The sequence below is a fragment of the Pseudomonas sp. Q12-87 genome, from assembly GCF_001269755.1.
GTDB lineage: Bacteria > Pseudomonadota > Gammaproteobacteria > Pseudomonadales > Pseudomonadaceae > Aquipseudomonas > Aquipseudomonas fluorescens_S.
The window spans coordinates 55,462-69,751 of sequence record NZ_LHVI01000014.1 but is presented as its reverse complement, the minus strand read 5'-3'; the positions used below and the strand labels follow the sequence as shown (position 1 = coordinate 69,751).

General features: G+C 62.6%; 18 protein-coding genes. 10 read left to right on the top strand and 8 right to left on the bottom strand.

Going from position 1 to position 14,290, the window contains the following annotated elements; genetic code table 11:
- The first annotated feature begins 214 nt into the window (after positions 1-214).
- Positions 215-1,075: a CAP domain-containing protein gene (locus AD663_RS09460; RefSeq protein WP_053213606.1), complete on the top strand. Its 861-nt coding sequence runs from the start codon at positions 215-217 to the stop codon at positions 1,073-1,075.
- 149 nt (positions 1,076-1,224) lie between these two features.
- Here AD663_RS09460 and AD663_RS09455 read toward each other — a convergent pair whose 3' ends face one another.
- Both AD663_RS09455 and ggt read right to left on the bottom strand, forming a co-directional pair.
- A complete protein-coding gene (locus tag AD663_RS09455; protein ID WP_003180144.1) occupies positions 1,225-1,758 on the bottom strand; it encodes a cysteine hydrolase family protein in 534 nt (177 codons plus the stop codon).
- Positions 1,759-1,795: 37 nt separating this feature from the next.
- Entirely contained in the window at positions 1,796-3,523 is a 1,728-nt protein-coding gene (gene ggt, locus AD663_RS09450; protein ID WP_053213605.1) for a gamma-glutamyltransferase, read from the bottom strand.
- 163 nt (positions 3,524-3,686) lie between these two features.
- Here ggt and AD663_RS09445 point away from each other — a divergent pair, with 163 nt between their 5' ends.
- The gene (locus AD663_RS09445) at positions 3,687-4,121 is read left to right on the top strand and encodes a GNAT family N-acetyltransferase (RefSeq protein WP_053213604.1); all 435 of its coding nucleotides are present in this window, start codon (positions 3,687-3,689) and stop codon (positions 4,119-4,121) included.
- A 190-nt stretch (positions 4,122-4,311) separates the two neighbouring features.
- Here AD663_RS09445 and AD663_RS09440 read toward each other — a convergent pair whose 3' ends face one another.
- Positions 4,312-4,662: a hypothetical protein gene (locus AD663_RS09440; protein WP_003180138.1), complete on the bottom strand. Its 351-nt coding sequence runs from the start codon at positions 4,660-4,662 to the stop codon at positions 4,312-4,314.
- Positions 4,663-4,804: 142 nt separating this feature from the next.
- On the opposite strand from AD663_RS09440, the gene AD663_RS09435 reads away from it, so the two are divergent.
- The 8 genes from AD663_RS09435 to AD663_RS09400 all read left to right on the top strand — a co-directional run bounded on the left by AD663_RS09435 (position 4,805) and on the right by AD663_RS09400 (position 8,967).
- Positions 4,805-5,065 carry a hypothetical protein gene (locus AD663_RS09435; RefSeq protein ID WP_003180137.1) on the top strand — a complete coding sequence of 87 codons (261 nt, stop codon included), beginning with the start codon at positions 4,805-4,807 and terminating at the stop codon, positions 5,063-5,065.
- Positions 5,066-5,067: 2 nt separating this feature from the next.
- Positions 5,068-5,397 (top strand): DUF6388 family protein, encoded by a 330-nt coding sequence (locus AD663_RS09430; RefSeq protein ID WP_053213603.1) that lies wholly within the window; start codon positions 5,068-5,070, stop codon positions 5,395-5,397.
- Between the two features lie 99 nt (positions 5,398-5,496).
- The gene (gene tusD, locus AD663_RS09425) at positions 5,497-5,889 is read left to right on the top strand and encodes a sulfurtransferase complex subunit TusD (RefSeq protein WP_003180133.1); all 393 of its coding nucleotides are present in this window, start codon (positions 5,497-5,499) and stop codon (positions 5,887-5,889) included.
- Positions 5,889-6,251: a sulfurtransferase complex subunit TusC gene (gene tusC, locus AD663_RS09420; RefSeq protein ID WP_053213602.1), complete on the top strand. Its 363-nt coding sequence runs from the start codon at positions 5,889-5,891 to the stop codon at positions 6,249-6,251. The genes tusD and tusC overlap by 1 nt, the downstream gene beginning before the upstream one ends.
- Complete coding sequence (tusB, locus tag AD663_RS09415) at positions 6,251-6,544, top strand: sulfurtransferase complex subunit TusB (protein ID WP_053213601.1); 294 nt, start codon at positions 6,251-6,253, stop codon at positions 6,542-6,544. The genes tusC and tusB overlap by 1 nt, the downstream gene beginning before the upstream one ends.
- Positions 6,541-6,876 carry a TusE/DsrC/DsvC family sulfur relay protein gene (locus AD663_RS09410; RefSeq protein ID WP_003180126.1) on the top strand — a complete coding sequence of 112 codons (336 nt, stop codon included), beginning with the start codon at positions 6,541-6,543 and terminating at the stop codon, positions 6,874-6,876. The genes tusB and AD663_RS09410 overlap by 4 nt, the downstream gene beginning before the upstream one ends.
- Positions 6,873-7,874 carry a glycosyl transferase family protein gene (locus AD663_RS09405; protein WP_053213600.1) on the top strand — a complete coding sequence of 334 codons (1,002 nt, stop codon included), beginning with the start codon at positions 6,873-6,875 and terminating at the stop codon, positions 7,872-7,874. The genes AD663_RS09410 and AD663_RS09405 overlap by 4 nt, the downstream gene beginning before the upstream one ends.
- 88 nt (positions 7,875-7,962) lie before the next feature.
- Positions 7,963-8,967 (top strand): glutathione S-transferase family protein, encoded by a 1,005-nt coding sequence (locus AD663_RS09400; RefSeq protein WP_003180121.1) that lies wholly within the window; start codon positions 7,963-7,965, stop codon positions 8,965-8,967.
- Between the two features lie 123 nt (positions 8,968-9,090).
- Here AD663_RS09400 and cysG read toward each other — a convergent pair whose 3' ends face one another.
- The 5 genes from cysG to lolA form a co-directional block, all read right to left on the bottom strand.
- Positions 9,091-10,485 (bottom strand): siroheme synthase CysG, encoded by a 1,395-nt coding sequence (gene cysG / locus AD663_RS09395; RefSeq protein ID WP_003180114.1) that lies wholly within the window; start codon positions 10,483-10,485, stop codon positions 9,091-9,093.
- The gene (gene serS, locus AD663_RS09390; protein WP_003180110.1) at positions 10,486-11,766 is read right to left on the bottom strand and encodes a serine--tRNA ligase; all 1,281 of its coding nucleotides are present in this window, start codon (positions 11,764-11,766) and stop codon (positions 10,486-10,488) included.
- A 15-nt stretch (positions 11,767-11,781) separates the two neighbouring features.
- Positions 11,782-12,156, bottom strand: coding sequence for a fluoride efflux transporter CrcB (gene crcB / locus AD663_RS09385; RefSeq protein WP_003180108.1), 375 nt, complete (start codon positions 12,154-12,156; stop codon positions 11,782-11,784).
- On the bottom strand, positions 12,153-13,478 hold the full coding sequence (locus AD663_RS09380; RefSeq protein WP_003180107.1) for a replication-associated recombination protein A: 1,326 nt from the start codon (positions 13,476-13,478) through the stop codon (positions 12,153-12,155). The genes crcB and AD663_RS09380 overlap by 4 nt, the downstream gene beginning before the upstream one ends.
- A 135-nt stretch (positions 13,479-13,613) precedes the next feature.
- Complete coding sequence (gene lolA / locus AD663_RS09375; RefSeq protein WP_003180104.1) at positions 13,614-14,237, bottom strand: outer membrane lipoprotein chaperone LolA; 624 nt, start codon at positions 14,235-14,237, stop codon at positions 13,614-13,616.
- Positions 14,238-14,290: the final 53 nt, after the last annotated feature.

Genomic DNA, 14,290 nt, shown 5'->3' with positions numbered 1-14,290 from the left:
CTCCCTTGCCACAATGGCTCTCGTTGCCGCATGACTCCCTCTCCACTAGAGGCTTGGCAGGCCCAAAGATAAGTCTCCACCCGCCCGAAACTTGTTCTCAAACCCACAGTCCTACCCCAGCCGTGAAAGCCTTGCGAACTGCAGCGAGGCATTTTCCGATGGATCGGCGTCAAGCCTGACGCTACCGCAATTCCCCTCTTGAGCCGTTCACTCCATGCGCCACCCCGTTCGCTCTTGCCGTTTCGTTTCGCTGTGCCTGCTCTCCCTGTTGCCATTATTCACCAGCCCTGCCCATGCCCGCGGCGAGCGGCAATTGGTGGACGCCATCAACGACTACCGCAGCCAACCGCACCGTTGCGAATGGCGTACGGTGCGCGCCGCACCGCCGTTGGGGTTACGGTCGAGCCTGGCCTTGCCGATCGGCTTCGACGGTGGCCTGCGGGAAACGCTTAAAGACGTGGGCTATCAAGCCCGTACTGTGCGCAGTATTCGCCTGACCGACGCACGGGACGCCGAAGAAGCCTTCGAGATGCTGGCGGACGAGCATTGCGCGGCGCTGCTGGACAACCAGTACGCCGACATCGGCGTCAATCGGGTCGGTGACGAGTGGCGCGTGGTGCTGGCGCAGCCCATGGCCGTTGGCTCGATGAGCAGCGGTGCTTCGTCGGACAAGACGTTGCTGGCCCAGGTCAACGCCGCCAGGGCACAGCCTCGCCTGTGCGGGCGCCAACGCTTCGCCGCCGCCCGACCGCTGAGCTGGAACGCAGCCTTGGGGACAGCCGCCCAAGGGCACAGTCGCGCGATGGCCCGAGGCAACTATTTCGCCCACCGCGACCCGGACGGTCGCTCGGTCGCCGACCGCGCCAAGAGCGCCGGTTTCCGTGGACGCAAATTCGGCGAGAACATCGCCGCCGGCCAAGGCTCGCCAAGCCAGGCGATGCACGATTGGCTGGCCAGCCCCGGCCATTGCGCCAACCTGATGAACCCGATGTTCACCCAAATGGGCGCCGCTTCCGCCAGCGACTCAAGCCGTGGGGCCGGGATCTACTGGACGATGGTGTTTGGCGCGCCTTGAAAAGCCGACCGCGATGATGAGCCATATGATGATGTGGCGAGGGAGCTTGCTCCCGCTGGGTTGCGAAGCGACCCCAAGCTTTTGCGACCGCTACGCGGTCGAGCGGGAGCAAGCTCCCTCGCCACGGTTTTATCGTGCCGATGAGTTGGCTAAAAGCGCACCTCCGCCGCCGCCAGCACATCGATTCGCGACACCGCACTGCTCAAACGTCCCAGCCTGTCGTTGTGGTTGGCAATGATCTGCTGCGCCGCCATGCTGCCGTTGTCCACGGTGGAATGGGCATCGGCAACCAAAACCACTTCATACCCCAAGGCATGGGCCTGGCGCACGGTGGCGTTGACGCAATAATCGGTTTGCAACCCGCAGATCACCAGACGGTCAATCCCACGGGCCTGCAACAGCGACAACAGATCGGTCTGGTAGAACGCATCCGGCGTGGTCTTGCGCACGCGCAAGTCATCCGGCACGGTCAGCAGGCTGTCCGCCAATTGCCAACCGGCCGAACCATGGGCCAGCGAGCCTTCCAACTCTTCGTGCTGGACCAGGATCACCGTCAAACCGACAGCCCGGGCCTTGGCGCCCAGATCGTTGATGGTCTGGATGATGCGCTGGCTGTCGAAGCATTCTTCCTCGCCGCTGCACAGCGCATGCTGGACATCGATGATCAACAAAGCGGTGTTCATGACGCTCCCTCTTCAACGGTGTTGGACCCAGCCACCTTCAATAACCCAGCGACAAACCGGTACTGCGGCGTGGATCGTTGGACCCATAGAAACGGTTCTTGCCCACGGGCTTGCCACCCAACGATGGGGCACCTACCAAAATCGCGGCAATGTGGTTGGGGTCCTGCGGGCCGGCAAACTTGTGGCCCCAGCTCTCCAAGAGTTTCTGGGTGTCCGGGCTGGCCGCGAAGGTTTCCAGGTTGGTTTCCTCGGGCATCCATTGCTGGTGGAAACGCGGCGCATCGACGGCTTCCTGGAGGTTCATGCCGTAGTCGATCACGTTGAGGATGGTCAGCAAGGTCGCGGTGATGATCCGACTGCCGCCCGGCGTACCCACCACCATCACCGTCTTGCCATCCTTGGTGACGATGGTCGGGCTCATCGACGACAGCGGCGCCTTGCCCGGGGCGATGGCGTTGGCTTCGCCCTGCACCAGGCCGTACATGTTGGGCACGCCGACCTTGGCGGTGAAGTCATCCATTTCATCGTTGAGGATGACCCCGGTCTTGCTCGCCATCACACCGGCACCGAACCAGTCGTTGAGGGTGTAGGTGACCGAAACGGCGTTGCCCCATTTATCGACGATTGAATAATGGGTGGTGTTGCTGCCCTCGTGGGGCGCCACGCCGGGTTTGATCTTCTGCGAATCACCGGCCTTTTGCGGCTCGATGGCAGCGCGCAGTTGGGCGGCGTAGTGCTTGTCCAGCAGGTGATCGATGGGGTTCTTCACAAAATCCGGGTCACCCAGGTAGCTGTTGCGGTCCACATAGGCGTGGCGCATGGCTTCGATCTGGTAGTGCATGCCCTGGGCCGAATGGAAACCCAGGTCTTTCATCGGATAACCGTCGAGGATGTTCATGATCTGGCACAGCACCACGCCGCCGGAGCTGGGCGGTGGCGCCGAGATGATGTGATAGCCGCGGTAGTCGCATTCCACCGGCGCCAGTTCACGGGTCTTGTATTTGTCCAGGTCAGCCTGGGTGATGATGCCTTTGTTGGCCTGGCTGGAGGTCACCAGGGCGTCGGCCACCCAGCCCTTGTAGAAACCGTCGGCGCCCTTGGCGGAGATTTCCCGCAGGGTCTTGGCGAGGTCTTTTTGCACCAGCTTCTGGCCGACCTGCATGGGCTCGCCGTTGTGCAGGAAAATCGCGCCGGAGTCGCGCATGTCCTTTTTGAAGACGTCGGTGGCGGTTTCCAGCAGATCGACGTCACCCTGCTCCAGGGCGAAGCCTTCTTCGGCGAACTTGATGGCCGGGGCGATCAGTTCGGCCCGGGGCTTGCTGCCGTACTTCTGCAACGCCAATTCCATGCCGGACACCGTGCCGGGCACGCCCACGGCCAGGTGTCCGCGAGTGCTCAGGTCGGGAACGACATTACCGTCCTTGTCCAGGTACATGTTGGCCGTGGCGGCCAGGGGCGCTTTTTCACGGAAATCGAGAAAGGTCTTGCGACCGTCAGCCAGTTGCAGGGTCATGAACCCGCCGCCACCCAGGTTGCCTGCCGCCGGATAGACCACCGCCAGGGCATACCCCACCGCCACGGCCGCATCCACGGCATTGCCGCCATTCTTGAGGACATCGACACCCACATGGGTCGCCAAATGCTGGGCCGTGACCACCATGCCGTTCTCGGCGGCAACCGGCGCCTGGGAGGCGGCTTGGGCGTAAAGGCAACTGAACGTCAGGGAGGTGGCGACGAGGGTCCGGGTGAACAATTCGAACTTCATGAGTCGGTCTCTTCTTGTTTTAAAGGTCGGGATCGCTTCAAAAGCACTAGGCAGTATGGCTCGGTTTGCGCAATGTGCCTGTTCGCGGTCGGCCCGGTTTCGTCAGGGTCGCCTTTGCGATAGGCTCGTGCGGTTGATTTTTCCCCCCATAAGGACAGCACCGATGACGCTGCGAATCGAACGCACGGACGCCCCCACCCCGCAAGACCGCGAGGCCATCCTCGTCCCGCTGCGCGCCTACAACTCCAGCAAGACCGGCGCAACGGTGCCGGAACCGATCGCCTGGCTGGTGCGCGACGAGCACAGCAACGAAGTGGTCGGTGGGCTTTACGGGCGAGTGTTTTTCCGTTGGTTCTATATCGAGTTGTTGGTCGTGCCGGAGCAGGCCCGTGGCCAAGGCACGGGTTCGGCATTGATGCAGATGGCCGAAGAATTGGCCAGGGAGAAAAACTGCGTGGGCATCTGGCTGGACACCTTCGATTTCCAGGCGCCAGCGTTCTACAAGAAGCACGGCTTCACGGAGATCGGCCAGATCGACGACTACCCGCCTGGCCACCAGCACTTCTTTCTCCAGAAGCGCCTGGATACCCCCGATTGAAATCAGACCCTGTGGGAGCGGGCTTGCTCGCGAAAGCGGCTTATCATTCAACATCACTGTCGACTGACCCAACGCCTTCGCGAGCAAGCCCGCTCCCACAGGGGATGTGCGGTGAACGCAAACTTAGCGCCCCCCTGAAAAACTGTGGGAGCGAGCCTGCTCGCGCTCGCCGGCACCTCGGTCTATCGACTCAGAGGCACGTCGCCAACGCCGCCAACCGGCGCTTGGCCACGAAGTCGTCATGCTTGGCGTAGTAATTCAACGCCGTGCCGGTAGCGCTGGCTTCGAGGTCGACGAACGATTCGGCTGAACGCGTGTACACCGTCGAGCCCCCCTTCTTGCCCGGTTGCAGGTAGGCACCGGCATCGACGCCGAATACGGCTTCGTCCTGCCAGGAAAACTGCACGCATTGGGCCACGACCTGCTCGGGCTTGTCCGACGTCAGGGTCTTGTAAGGGGCTTGAGTCCGGGCCTCGTTCATCGCCGAACCCGCGCAGCCGGCCAGCAACGTTGCAGCCAGGGCCACCGTCAACATTCGCATTGCGTTCACTCATTGAGAAAAAAACGGACTGTAGCACTGCGGCCCAAGCCTTCGTGCTGCTTTACTGAAATTTACCCGCGACAGCGCGCAACGATTCGCGCAATCTGTCGCGCCACTTCCAACTGCCATCGCGGACCGCCCCATGACGCCCAACGCCGAGTTCTACAAACCCACCCCCGAATACGCTGACAAACTGATCAGCCAGATCGGCCAGACACCGTCCTGGATCGCCAAGCGAATCGGTGTGACCGACAAACGTATCCGCTACATCCTCGACGGCGAACGCACCGTCAAGGGCGAGACCACGCCGATCCAGATGACCTACACCGAGCAATTCGCCCTCGAATGCCTGGCGGCAGCAGCCAAGGCCAGCAAGAAGCAGTCTTCGTCACTCAAGGAGTAACCATGGCAGCAACCGAACAGCAACACGAGCGGGCCCTGGAGAAATTTCTCGATGAGCGCCTCGAACTGCGCCTCGAACTGGACAACCTCAACCCACTGCTGGCCCAGGCCAAGGGCGAGACCGCTGCGCAGTACCGCGCCGAACGGTTGCATGAAGCATTCGAAGCCGAAGCCGAGCGCCTCGGCCTGTTCGCCTGGGAACTGACCCTGCAACTGACCGCCGCCTCACCCGAGGACTACCAGGCCCAGCGCCTGGAAGTGCATAAGGAAGTGGCGGAGATGGCGGGGATGGAGTGGGCGGAATATTGCGAGTTGCATGGGCTGAAGGCCTAGCACTGCCCCCCTGTGGTCAGGGCCCTGCCCTGCCCTTGCCAATCGCCCCACTGCCCATAAAGCTTTATCATGGCCGCAGTTTTGCTGATCGGGTCTGCCATGAAGTTCGCCATTGCGCTGTTTTCCGCCGCCCATGCGCCCTCCTCGCGCCGGGCCTTGCTGTTTGCCCAGGCCGCACTGGCGGGTGGGCATGACATCGTGCGGCTGTTTTTCTATCAGGACGGCGTCTATAACGCTTGCGACAGCGTCGTCACGCCCCAGGACGAACAGGACCTGCCCAAACAGTGGCGCACGTTCGTCAGCGACAACCAGCTCGACGGCGTGGTGTGCATCGCAGCGGCGTTGCGCCGTGGTGTGTTGAACGACGAGGAAGCCCAGCGCTACCAGCGTTCGGCAATCAGCGTCCAAGCGCCTTGGGCCTTGTCCGGCCTCGGCCAGTTGCACGACGCGATCCAGGACGCCGACCGCTTGATCTGTTTTGGAGGCGCGTGATGGCCCAATCTTTATTGTTGATCAGCCGCCAGGCTCCATGGTCCGGCCCCGGTGCCCGGGAAGCGCTGGACATCGTTCTGGCCGGCGGTGCCTTCGACTTGCCTATTGGCCTGCTGTTTCTCGATGACGGCGTGTTCCAATTGACCAGCGGCCAGAACGCCAAGGCCGTCCAGCAAAAGGACCTGAGCGCGAATTTGCAGGCGTTGCCGATGTTTGGCGTCGACGACCTGTTTGTCTGCGCCGACAGCGCCGAAGCGCGCGGCGTTGCTACCGATGCGCTGGCGCTGGGCGACATGAAAGTACTGACCGCGGCGGACATCGCCACGCTCATCGACCGTTATGACCAGGTGATCACTCTCTGATGTCGACTTTGCATGTGTTGTCTCACTCACCTTTCGGCGATAACCGCTTGGCCAGTTGCCTGCGGGTAATGGGCGCGCAGGACGCGCTGTTGCTCTGTGGCGATGCGACGTATGCCTTGCAACCGGGCAGCGCACCGTTTGCAACGCTGCAGGCTGCCGGCCTGAACCTGTTCGTACTGGCCGAGGACCTCCAGGCCCGCGCCCTGGACACGCCCGACTGGGCCGAAGCCATCAACTATTCAGGTTTCGTCGAGCTGTCGATCGAACACGACAAGGTCAACACCTGGCTATGAACACGCTGAACCTGGGCGAGCGCACCATCGCGCTGGACAAGGACGGCTACCTGGCCGACCTGGACGACTGGTCGACTGAAGTCGCCACGGCCCTGGCCGCCGCCGAAGACATCGAATTGAGCCCCGAGCATTGGGAAATCCTCGAACTGCTGCGCGGCTTCTATCGCGAATTCCAGCTTTCCCCGGCGACCCGGCCGCTGATCAAGTACACCGCGCTGAAACTGGGCGCGGACAAGGGCAACAGCCTGCATCTGAACCGATTGTTCAAAGGCACTCCCGCCAAACTCGCCGCCAAGCTGGCGGGCCTGCCCAAACCGACGAATTGCTTATGACCGACTTCCCAGCACTGACCCTTGAAACCCCCACCGAACACCCCTTCGCCCAGTTCGTGCGTGCCCTTGGCAAAGGCAAGCGCGGCGCCCGCAACCTGACCCGCGAAGAAGCCCGTGAGGCCATGGGCATGGTGCTCGATGAAAAGGTTGAAGACACCCAGCTCGGCGCCTTCTTGATGCTGCTGCGGCATAAGGAAGAGAGCGCCGAGGAAATGGCCGGCTTTACCGAAGCCCTGCGCGAGCGCCTGGTGGTACCGGCGCTGGCGGTGGACCTCGACTGGCCGACCTACGCCGGCAAGAAACGTCATTTGCCGTGGTACCTGCTGGCGGCCAAGTGCCTTGGGCAGAACGGCGTACGGATCTTCATGCATGGCGGTGGCGCCCACACGGCGGGCCGGCTCTACACCGAACAACTGTTGACGTTCTTGCAAATCCCGTTGTGCCGCGACTGGCAACAGGTCGGCAGCGCGCTGGACCATGGCGGCCTGGCCTTCATGCCGCTGGTGGATTGGGCGCCGCAGATGCAGCGCATGATCGACCTGCGCAACACCCTGGGCCTGCGTTCGCCGATCCATTCCCTGGCGCGGATCCTCAATCCGTTGGCCGCTCGCTGCGGCTTGCAGAGCATTTTTCATCCGGGCTACCAGGCAGTACACCGCGACGCCAGCGGCTTGTTGGGCGACACCGCTATCGTGATCAAGGGCGACGGCGGCGAGATCGAGATCAACCCGGACGCCGACAGCCATTTGTACGGCACCACGGGTGGCGCAAGCTGGGATGAAGAATGGCCGCGATTGGCCGAGCAGCGCCACGTCAAACCGGAAAGCCTCGACCCTGAACACCTCAAGGCCATCTGGCGCGGTGACGTGGAAGACAGCTACCCGCAACTGGCGCTGATCGCCACCATGGCCCTGGCCTTGCGTGGCCTGGACCTAAGCCGCGACGAAGCCTTCGATAAGGCCCGGCAATATTGGGCCGCCCGGGACCGTTCGATATAACCGATCATTAGCGCCTAACCTTTGCGCTTTTTGTTCGAACCTATCGGAATAGACTCGCCTCCAATGAATATTGAGCGAGGACATCCTGATGGGTTTGTTAGTCGAAGGCCGCTGGCAGGATCAGTGGTATGAAAGCAAGGACGGCACGTTCCAGCGCGAGCAGGCGCAGCGCCGTCACTGGGTCACTGCCGATGGCAGCGCCGGCCCCTCGGGCGACAGCGGTTTTGCCGCCGAAGCCGGGCGCTATCATTTGTATGTGTCCCTGGCCTGCCCCTGGGCCCACCGCACGCTGATCTTTCGCAAGCTCAAAGGCCTGGAAGACCTGATCGATGTCTCGGTGGTCAGCTACCTGATGCTGGAAAACGGCTGGACCTTCGACAAGGCCCACGGCTCCACCGGTGACAAACTCGACGACCTGAGCTTCCTCCATCAACGCTACACCGCCGACACACCGGACTACACCGGGCGCGTCACCGTGCCGGCGCTGTGGGACAACCGCCAGCAGCGCATCGTGAACAATGAGTCGGCGGAAATCATCCGCATGTTCAACAGCGCCTTCAATGGCTTGACCGGCAATCATCTGGACCTGTACCCCGAACACTTGCGCAGCGAGATCGATGCGCTCAATGAGCGGATCTACCCGTCGGTGAACAACGGGGTCTACCGCGCTGGCTTCGCCACGGCCCAAGCCGCCTACGAAGAAGCGTTCGACGGGTTATTCGCCGAACTGGACCGGCTGGAGGCTTTGCTGGATACCCGACGCTACCTCGCCGGCGAATACCTGACCGAAGCCGATATTCGGTTGTTTACCACGATGATCCGCTTCGATGCGGTGTACTTCGGTCACTTCAAATGCAACCTGCGCCGTATCGCCGATTACCCGAACCTGTCGAACTGGCTGCGGGAGCTGTACCAGTGGCCGGGGATTGCCGAGACCGTGGACTTCAAGCACATCCAAGGGCATTACTACGGCAGCCACAAGACCATCAACCCCAACGGGATCGTGCCCAAGGGGCCGGAGCAGGACTTCACCGTTGCCCATGATCGGGAGCGGTTGGAGGGGAAAGGGATTTGGCTTGGGGCCCGGGATTGATCCGGGACCTTTGTTGCAGTTGAGGGCCTCTTCGCGAGCAAGCTCGCTCCCACACTGGATCTCTACAGTGGCCACAAAACCTGTGGGAGCGGGCTTGCTCGCGAAGGGCGCGACACGGTCTCCCTAGATCTGCCCCTGAGCCCCTTCGAACCACGCCAGTTTCTCGCGCAGTTGCACCACTTCCCCGACGATGACCAGGGTCGGCGCATGAACCTCATGCTCGGCCACCAAACGCGGCAAGTCCGCCAGGGTGCCGGTGAAGACCCGCTGGTTGGACGTGGTGCCCTGCTGGATCAATGCCGCTGGCGTGTCCGCCGCGCGGCCGTGTTTGATCAGCTCGTCGCAGATCACCGGCAGCCCCACCAACCCCATGTAGAACACCAGGGTCTGGGCCGGTGACACCAGGTCCGCCCACGGCAAGTCGCTGGTGCCGTCCTTGAGATGGCCGGTGATGAACCGCACCGATTGGGCATGATCGCGATGGGTCAGCGGGATCCCGGCATAGGCCGCGCAACCACTGGCCGCCGTGATGCCTGGGACAACCTGGAACGGGATGCCATGGGCCGCCAATTCCTCGATTTCCTCACCGCCACGACCGAAGATGAATGGGTCACCGCCCTTCAATCGCACCACACGCTTGCCTTGTCGGGCCAGGTCCACCAGTTGCTGGTTGATCTGGTCCTGGGGCACGGCGTGTTCAGAGCGGCGCTTGCCGACGTAGATCCGTTCGGCATCACGCCGGCACAGTTCGAGGATCGCCGGCGCCACCAGGCGGTCGTACAGCACCACGTCGGCCTGCTGCATCAGGCGCAAGGCGCGGAAAGTCAGCAGGTCCGGATCGCCCGGCCCGGCACCGACCAGGTAAACCTCACCTGGCGCGCTCGGCGCCTGACCATCGATTTTCTCCCGCAACAGGCGCTCGGCCTCGGCACCCTGCCCGGCCAGTTGGCGGTCGGCGATGGGGCCCTGGAACACTTCTTCCCAGAATGCCCGGCGTTGCTGCACATCGGGGAACAGGCCTTTGACCTGGCTGCGAAAACGCGCCGCCAGCCCAGCCAGTTGCCCATAAGTCGAAGGAATCCAGGTTTCCAGCTTGGCCCGGATCAGCCGCGCCAGCACCGGCGCATCGCCGCCGCTGGACACCGCGATCACCAGCGGCGAACGGTCGACAATCGCCGGGAAAATCACGCTGCACAAGGCAGGCGCGTCCACCACATTGACCGGCACGCAGCGCCGATGAGCATCGGCGGACACCCGGGCATTGAGCGGTTCGTCGTCAGTGGCGGCAATGATCAGCCCGCAACCGTCCAGGTCTGATTCCTGGTAACCGCGCAGGACACACTCGCCACCGCTGCCACCGACCAGCTCCCGCAGCTGCGGTTCGATCTCGGGTGCAACCACTCGCAGCAAAGCGCCGGCATCGGCCAGCAGGCGAGATTTGCGCAAGGCAATCTCACCGCCGCCAACCACCAGCACGCGGCTGCCGCGCAGGTTGTGGAACAGTGGCAAGTAATCCATTTAACCGATGACCTCGATGCCGCCCATGTACGGTTTCAGCACGTCGGGCACACGGATCGAACCGTCGGCCTGCTGATAGTTTTCCAGCACCGCCACCAGGGTGCGACCCACCGCCAGGCCGGAGCCGTTGAGGGTGTGGACCAGTTCCGGCTTGCCGGTTTCCGGGTTGCGGAAACGCGCCTGCATGCGCCGGGCCTGGAAATCGCCACAGTTGGAGCACGAGGATATTTCGCGGTACTTGTCCTGGCTCGGAATCCAGACTTCCAGGTCGTAGGTCTTGACCGCGCTGAAGCCCATATCACCGGTGCACAGGGCCAGGGTGCGGTAAGGCAGCTCCAGCAGCTGCAGGACCTTCTCGGCGTTGGCGGTCAGGCCTTCCAGCGCTTCCATGGACTTCGAAGGCTCGACGATCTGCACCATCTCGACCTTGTCGAACTGGTGCTGGCGGATCATGCCCCGGGTGTCACGGCCCGACGCCCCGGCTTCACTGCGAAAGCACGGCGTATGGGCAACGAACTTGATCGGCAGTTGCTTGGCGTCGACGATTTCGCCGGCCACGATGTTGGTCAGCGAGACTTCGGCAGTCGGAATCAGGTACAGGTCGGCTTCGCCGTCGCGGCTGATCTTGAACAGGTCTTCCTCGAACTTCGGCAACTGGCCGGTGCCTTGCAGCGCCGGCGCCTGGACCAGGTACGGGGTGTAGGCTTCTTCGTAGCCGTGCTCGGTGACGTGCAGGTTGATCATGAACTGCGCCAGGGCGCGATGCAGGCGCGCAATCGGCCCGCGCAACAAGGCGAAACGGGCGCCCGACAGCTTCGCGGCGGTTTCGAAATCCAGCCAGCCGAACTTCTCGCCCAGGGCGACGTGGTCCTGTACGGCAAAATCGAAGGCTTTCGGCGTGCCCCAGCGGCGCACTTCGACGTTGCCGTCTTCGTCTTCACCGATCGGCACCGATTCGTGAGGCAGGTTCGGGATGCCCAGCAGGATCGAATCCAGCTCGGTCTGGATCGCGTCCAGTTCAACCTTGCCGGCGCTCAATTCGCCCGCCATGCGCTCGACGTCCGCCATCAACGGAGCAATGTCTTCGCCGCGCTGCTTGGCCTGACCGATGGATTTGGAGCGCGCGTTACGTTCAGCCTGCAGGGCTTCGGTGCGGGTCTGGACGGTCTTGCGCTGTTCTTCCAGCGCTTCGATACGCGCAACGTCCAGGGCATAGCCACGGGATGCCAGGCGGTCCGCTACGTCCTGAAGGTTGCTACGTAACAGTTTGGAATCGAGCATGTCGGTCTCTCGTTATCAAAGTTTGGTCAGGGACAGGCCGGCCCAGGTAGCAAGCAGCCCGCCGAATACGCTGATGGCCGCATAGCCCAGGGCCAGCGGCACCTGCCCGCTTTCCAGCAGACGCACCGTATCCAGTGAAAAGGATGAAAAAGTCGTCAGGCCGCCGAGAAAGCCGACCATCAGCCCGGCGCGCACTTCAATGGGCACTTCCGGGCGAATCAAAAACAGACCGTATAGAACGCCGATCAGCAGACAGCCCACGATATTAACGGCCAGCGTCGCGGTATAGAAGTGGCGGGGCCAATTTGCATTGATCCAGTTGCCAGCCGCAAAGCGCAATAACGTGCCGGCAATACCGCCGGCGGACACCGCAACGATCAAGGGGATCAAGGCTTTCTCCGCTGCCGTGGACTCAAGCGGTCCAGTTGCGCCAGGTGGTTGAGTTTCTCGCCGATCTTCAGCTCCAGGCCACGGGGCACCGGCTGATAGAACCGTTGGGGCTCGAGCTCATCGGGAAAATAGTCTTCACCGGCGGCATAGGCGTCCGGCTCATCGTGGGCATAACGGTACTCGTCGCCATAACCCAATTGCTTCATGAGCTTGGTCGGCGCGTTGCGCAGGTGCAACGGCACTTCGAGGGAGCCATGCTCGGTGGCGCTGCGCATCGCGGCCTTGAAGCCCATGTACACCGCGTTGCTTTTTGGCGCACAGGCCAGGTAAGTGATGGCCTGAGCCACGGCGAGCTCACCTTCCGGGCTGCCGAGGCGTTCCTGCACGTCCCAGGCCGCCAGGCACAGGCTCAGGGCGCGCGGGTCGGCATTGCCGATGTCTTCGCTGGCCATGCGCACCACGCGCCGCGCCAGGTACAGCGGATCGCAACCGCCATCGATCATGCGCGCAAACCAGTACAAGGCACCGTCGGGGTTGGAGCCGCGCACGGATTTGTGCAGCGCCGAGATCTGGTCGTAGAACGCCTCGCCGCCCTTGTCAAAGCGCCGGCGGGTATCCCCGAGCAGGCTCTGCAACAGCTCGACGCCGATTTCGCTGTCGTCTTCGGCCAGGTCCGAGGCGTTCTCCAGCAGGTTGAGCAAGCGCCGGCCGTCACCATCGGCGGCGGAAAACAGAATCTGGAACCCTTCGTCGCTGAGGCTCAGCTGACGCTTTCCCAAGCCGCGCTCTTCGGTCAGCGCCCGATGCACCAGCTTGCGCATCGCCGCCTCGTCGAGGCTTTTGAGCACATAGACCCGCGCCCGGGACAGCAAGGCGTTGTTGAGTTCGAACGATGGGTTTTCGGTGGTCGCACCGATGAAAATCAGCGTACCGTCTTCCACGTAGGGCAGGAACGCGTCCTGCTGGGACTTGTTGAAGCGGTGCACTTCGTCGACGAACAGGATGGTGCGCTTGCCGTACTGCCCGGCCTGCTGCTTGGCGACTTCCACTGCCTGGCGGATTTCCTTGACCCCGGCCAGCACCGCCGAAACCGTTTCGAAATGGGCGTCCGAGACTTCTGCAAGCAATCGCGCCAGGGTGGTCTTGCCCACGCCCGGCGGGCCCCAGAAGATCATCGAATGCAGTGCGCCCTGCTCCAAGGCTTCGCGCAGAGGCTTGCCGCGAGCGAGCACATGCTCTTGGCCGACGTACTCATCCAGGTTGGTCGCGCGCAGACGGGCGGCCAGTGGCTGGGCAATCGGGGCGCTTCGAAACAGGTCCATCACTGCTTATGCAACCTCAACTTGACCCTTGTCGGAGCGGGCTTGCTCGCGAATGCGGTATTGCATTGAACGTCAGTGTTGACTGATCCGCCGCCTTCGCGAGCAAGCCCGCTCCCACAGGGGTGGGCTGTGTATTTATTCCTGGATCACATCGGCACCCTTGGGGATGTCGAACTTGAACTTGGACGCGGCGATCGGCTCGTTGGCCTTGACCCCGGTGAACAGGATGTTGGTGCGCTGGCCGACGCTGTCGATCAGTTGCATGTCATTGACCAGGCCGTTGCGGAACGACAGGCGCAGGTTGTCGAACAGGCTGTCCTTGGTCTTGGGCTTGAGGGTGAAATCAATCACGCCGCCCGCTTCCTTGGCGCTGATGTCGAAGCTCTGGCTGATCTTGGAAATATCACCGGACAGCAGCAATGCCGGGGTCTGGGTCAGGCGCTGGTCGAGGGTCTTGATGGTGACCTGCTCCAGGTCCGGGTCCCACAGGGAGACTTTCTTGCCATCGGACACCATCAGTTGTTCGGCCGGTGCGTCGGTGTGCCAGTAGAACAAACCCGGACGCTGCAAGGCCATGTCGCCGGCGGTTTCCTGCAACTGGGTGCCGCTGCCATCGAGGGTCAGTTGGGAGAAGCGTGCGGTCAGGGTCTGGGAGCGCTCCAGCAACTGGGTCAGGCGAGCCACGTCCTTTTCATCAGCGTGGGCCGACAAGGTGGTCAGGGCCAGTACGGGCAACAGCAACATGCGAATCAGGCGCATGGGAGTCCTCATGAAGTCGTGGGGGTCGGGCGGCTTGTCACCAGGCCGCCCAG

Excerpts from the sequence above, each read along its gene's own strand:
- serS (WP_003180110.1), bottom strand. The coding sequence starts at position 11,766 with ATGCTCGATTCCAAACTGTTACGTAGCAACCTTCAGGACGTAGCGGAC.
- AD663_RS09410 (WP_003180126.1), top strand. The coding sequence starts at position 6,541 with ATGAACACGCTGAACCTGGGCGAGCGCACCATCGCGCTGGACAAGGAC.
- AD663_RS09400 (WP_003180121.1), top strand. The coding sequence starts at position 7,963 with ATGGGTTTGTTAGTCGAAGGCCGCTGGCAGGATCAGTGGTATGAAAGC.
- AD663_RS09435 (WP_003180137.1), top strand. The coding sequence starts at position 4,805 with ATGACGCCCAACGCCGAGTTCTACAAACCCACCCCCGAATACGCTGAC.
- tusD (WP_003180133.1), top strand. The coding sequence starts at position 5,497 with ATGAAGTTCGCCATTGCGCTGTTTTCCGCCGCCCATGCGCCCTCCTCG.
- AD663_RS09380 (WP_003180107.1), bottom strand. The coding sequence starts at position 13,478 with ATGGACCTGTTTCGAAGCGCCCCGATTGCCCAGCCACTGGCCGCCCGT.
- AD663_RS09445 (WP_053213604.1), top strand. The coding sequence starts at position 3,687 with ATGACGCTGCGAATCGAACGCACGGACGCCCCCACCCCGCAAGACCGC.
- AD663_RS09455 (WP_003180144.1), bottom strand. The coding sequence starts at position 1,758 with ATGAACACCGCTTTGTTGATCATCGATGTCCAGCATGCGCTGTGCAGC.
- AD663_RS09460 (WP_053213606.1), top strand. The coding sequence starts at position 215 with ATGCGCCACCCCGTTCGCTCTTGCCGTTTCGTTTCGCTGTGCCTGCTC.
- ggt (WP_053213605.1), bottom strand. The coding sequence starts at position 3,523 with ATGAAGTTCGAATTGTTCACCCGGACCCTCGTCGCCACCTCCCTGACG.
- lolA (WP_003180104.1), bottom strand. The coding sequence starts at position 14,237 with ATGCGCCTGATTCGCATGTTGCTGTTGCCCGTACTGGCCCTGACCACC.
- cysG (WP_003180114.1), bottom strand. The coding sequence starts at position 10,485 with ATGGATTACTTGCCACTGTTCCACAACCTGCGCGGCAGCCGCGTGCTG.
- AD663_RS09405 (WP_053213600.1), top strand. The coding sequence starts at position 6,873 with ATGACCGACTTCCCAGCACTGACCCTTGAAACCCCCACCGAACACCCC.
- tusB (WP_053213601.1), top strand. The coding sequence starts at position 6,251 with ATGTCGACTTTGCATGTGTTGTCTCACTCACCTTTCGGCGATAACCGC.
- AD663_RS09440 (WP_003180138.1), bottom strand. The coding sequence starts at position 4,662 with ATGCGAATGTTGACGGTGGCCCTGGCTGCAACGTTGCTGGCCGGCTGC.
- AD663_RS09430 (WP_053213603.1), top strand. The coding sequence starts at position 5,068 with ATGGCAGCAACCGAACAGCAACACGAGCGGGCCCTGGAGAAATTTCTC.
- tusC (WP_053213602.1), top strand. The coding sequence starts at position 5,889 with ATGGCCCAATCTTTATTGTTGATCAGCCGCCAGGCTCCATGGTCCGGC.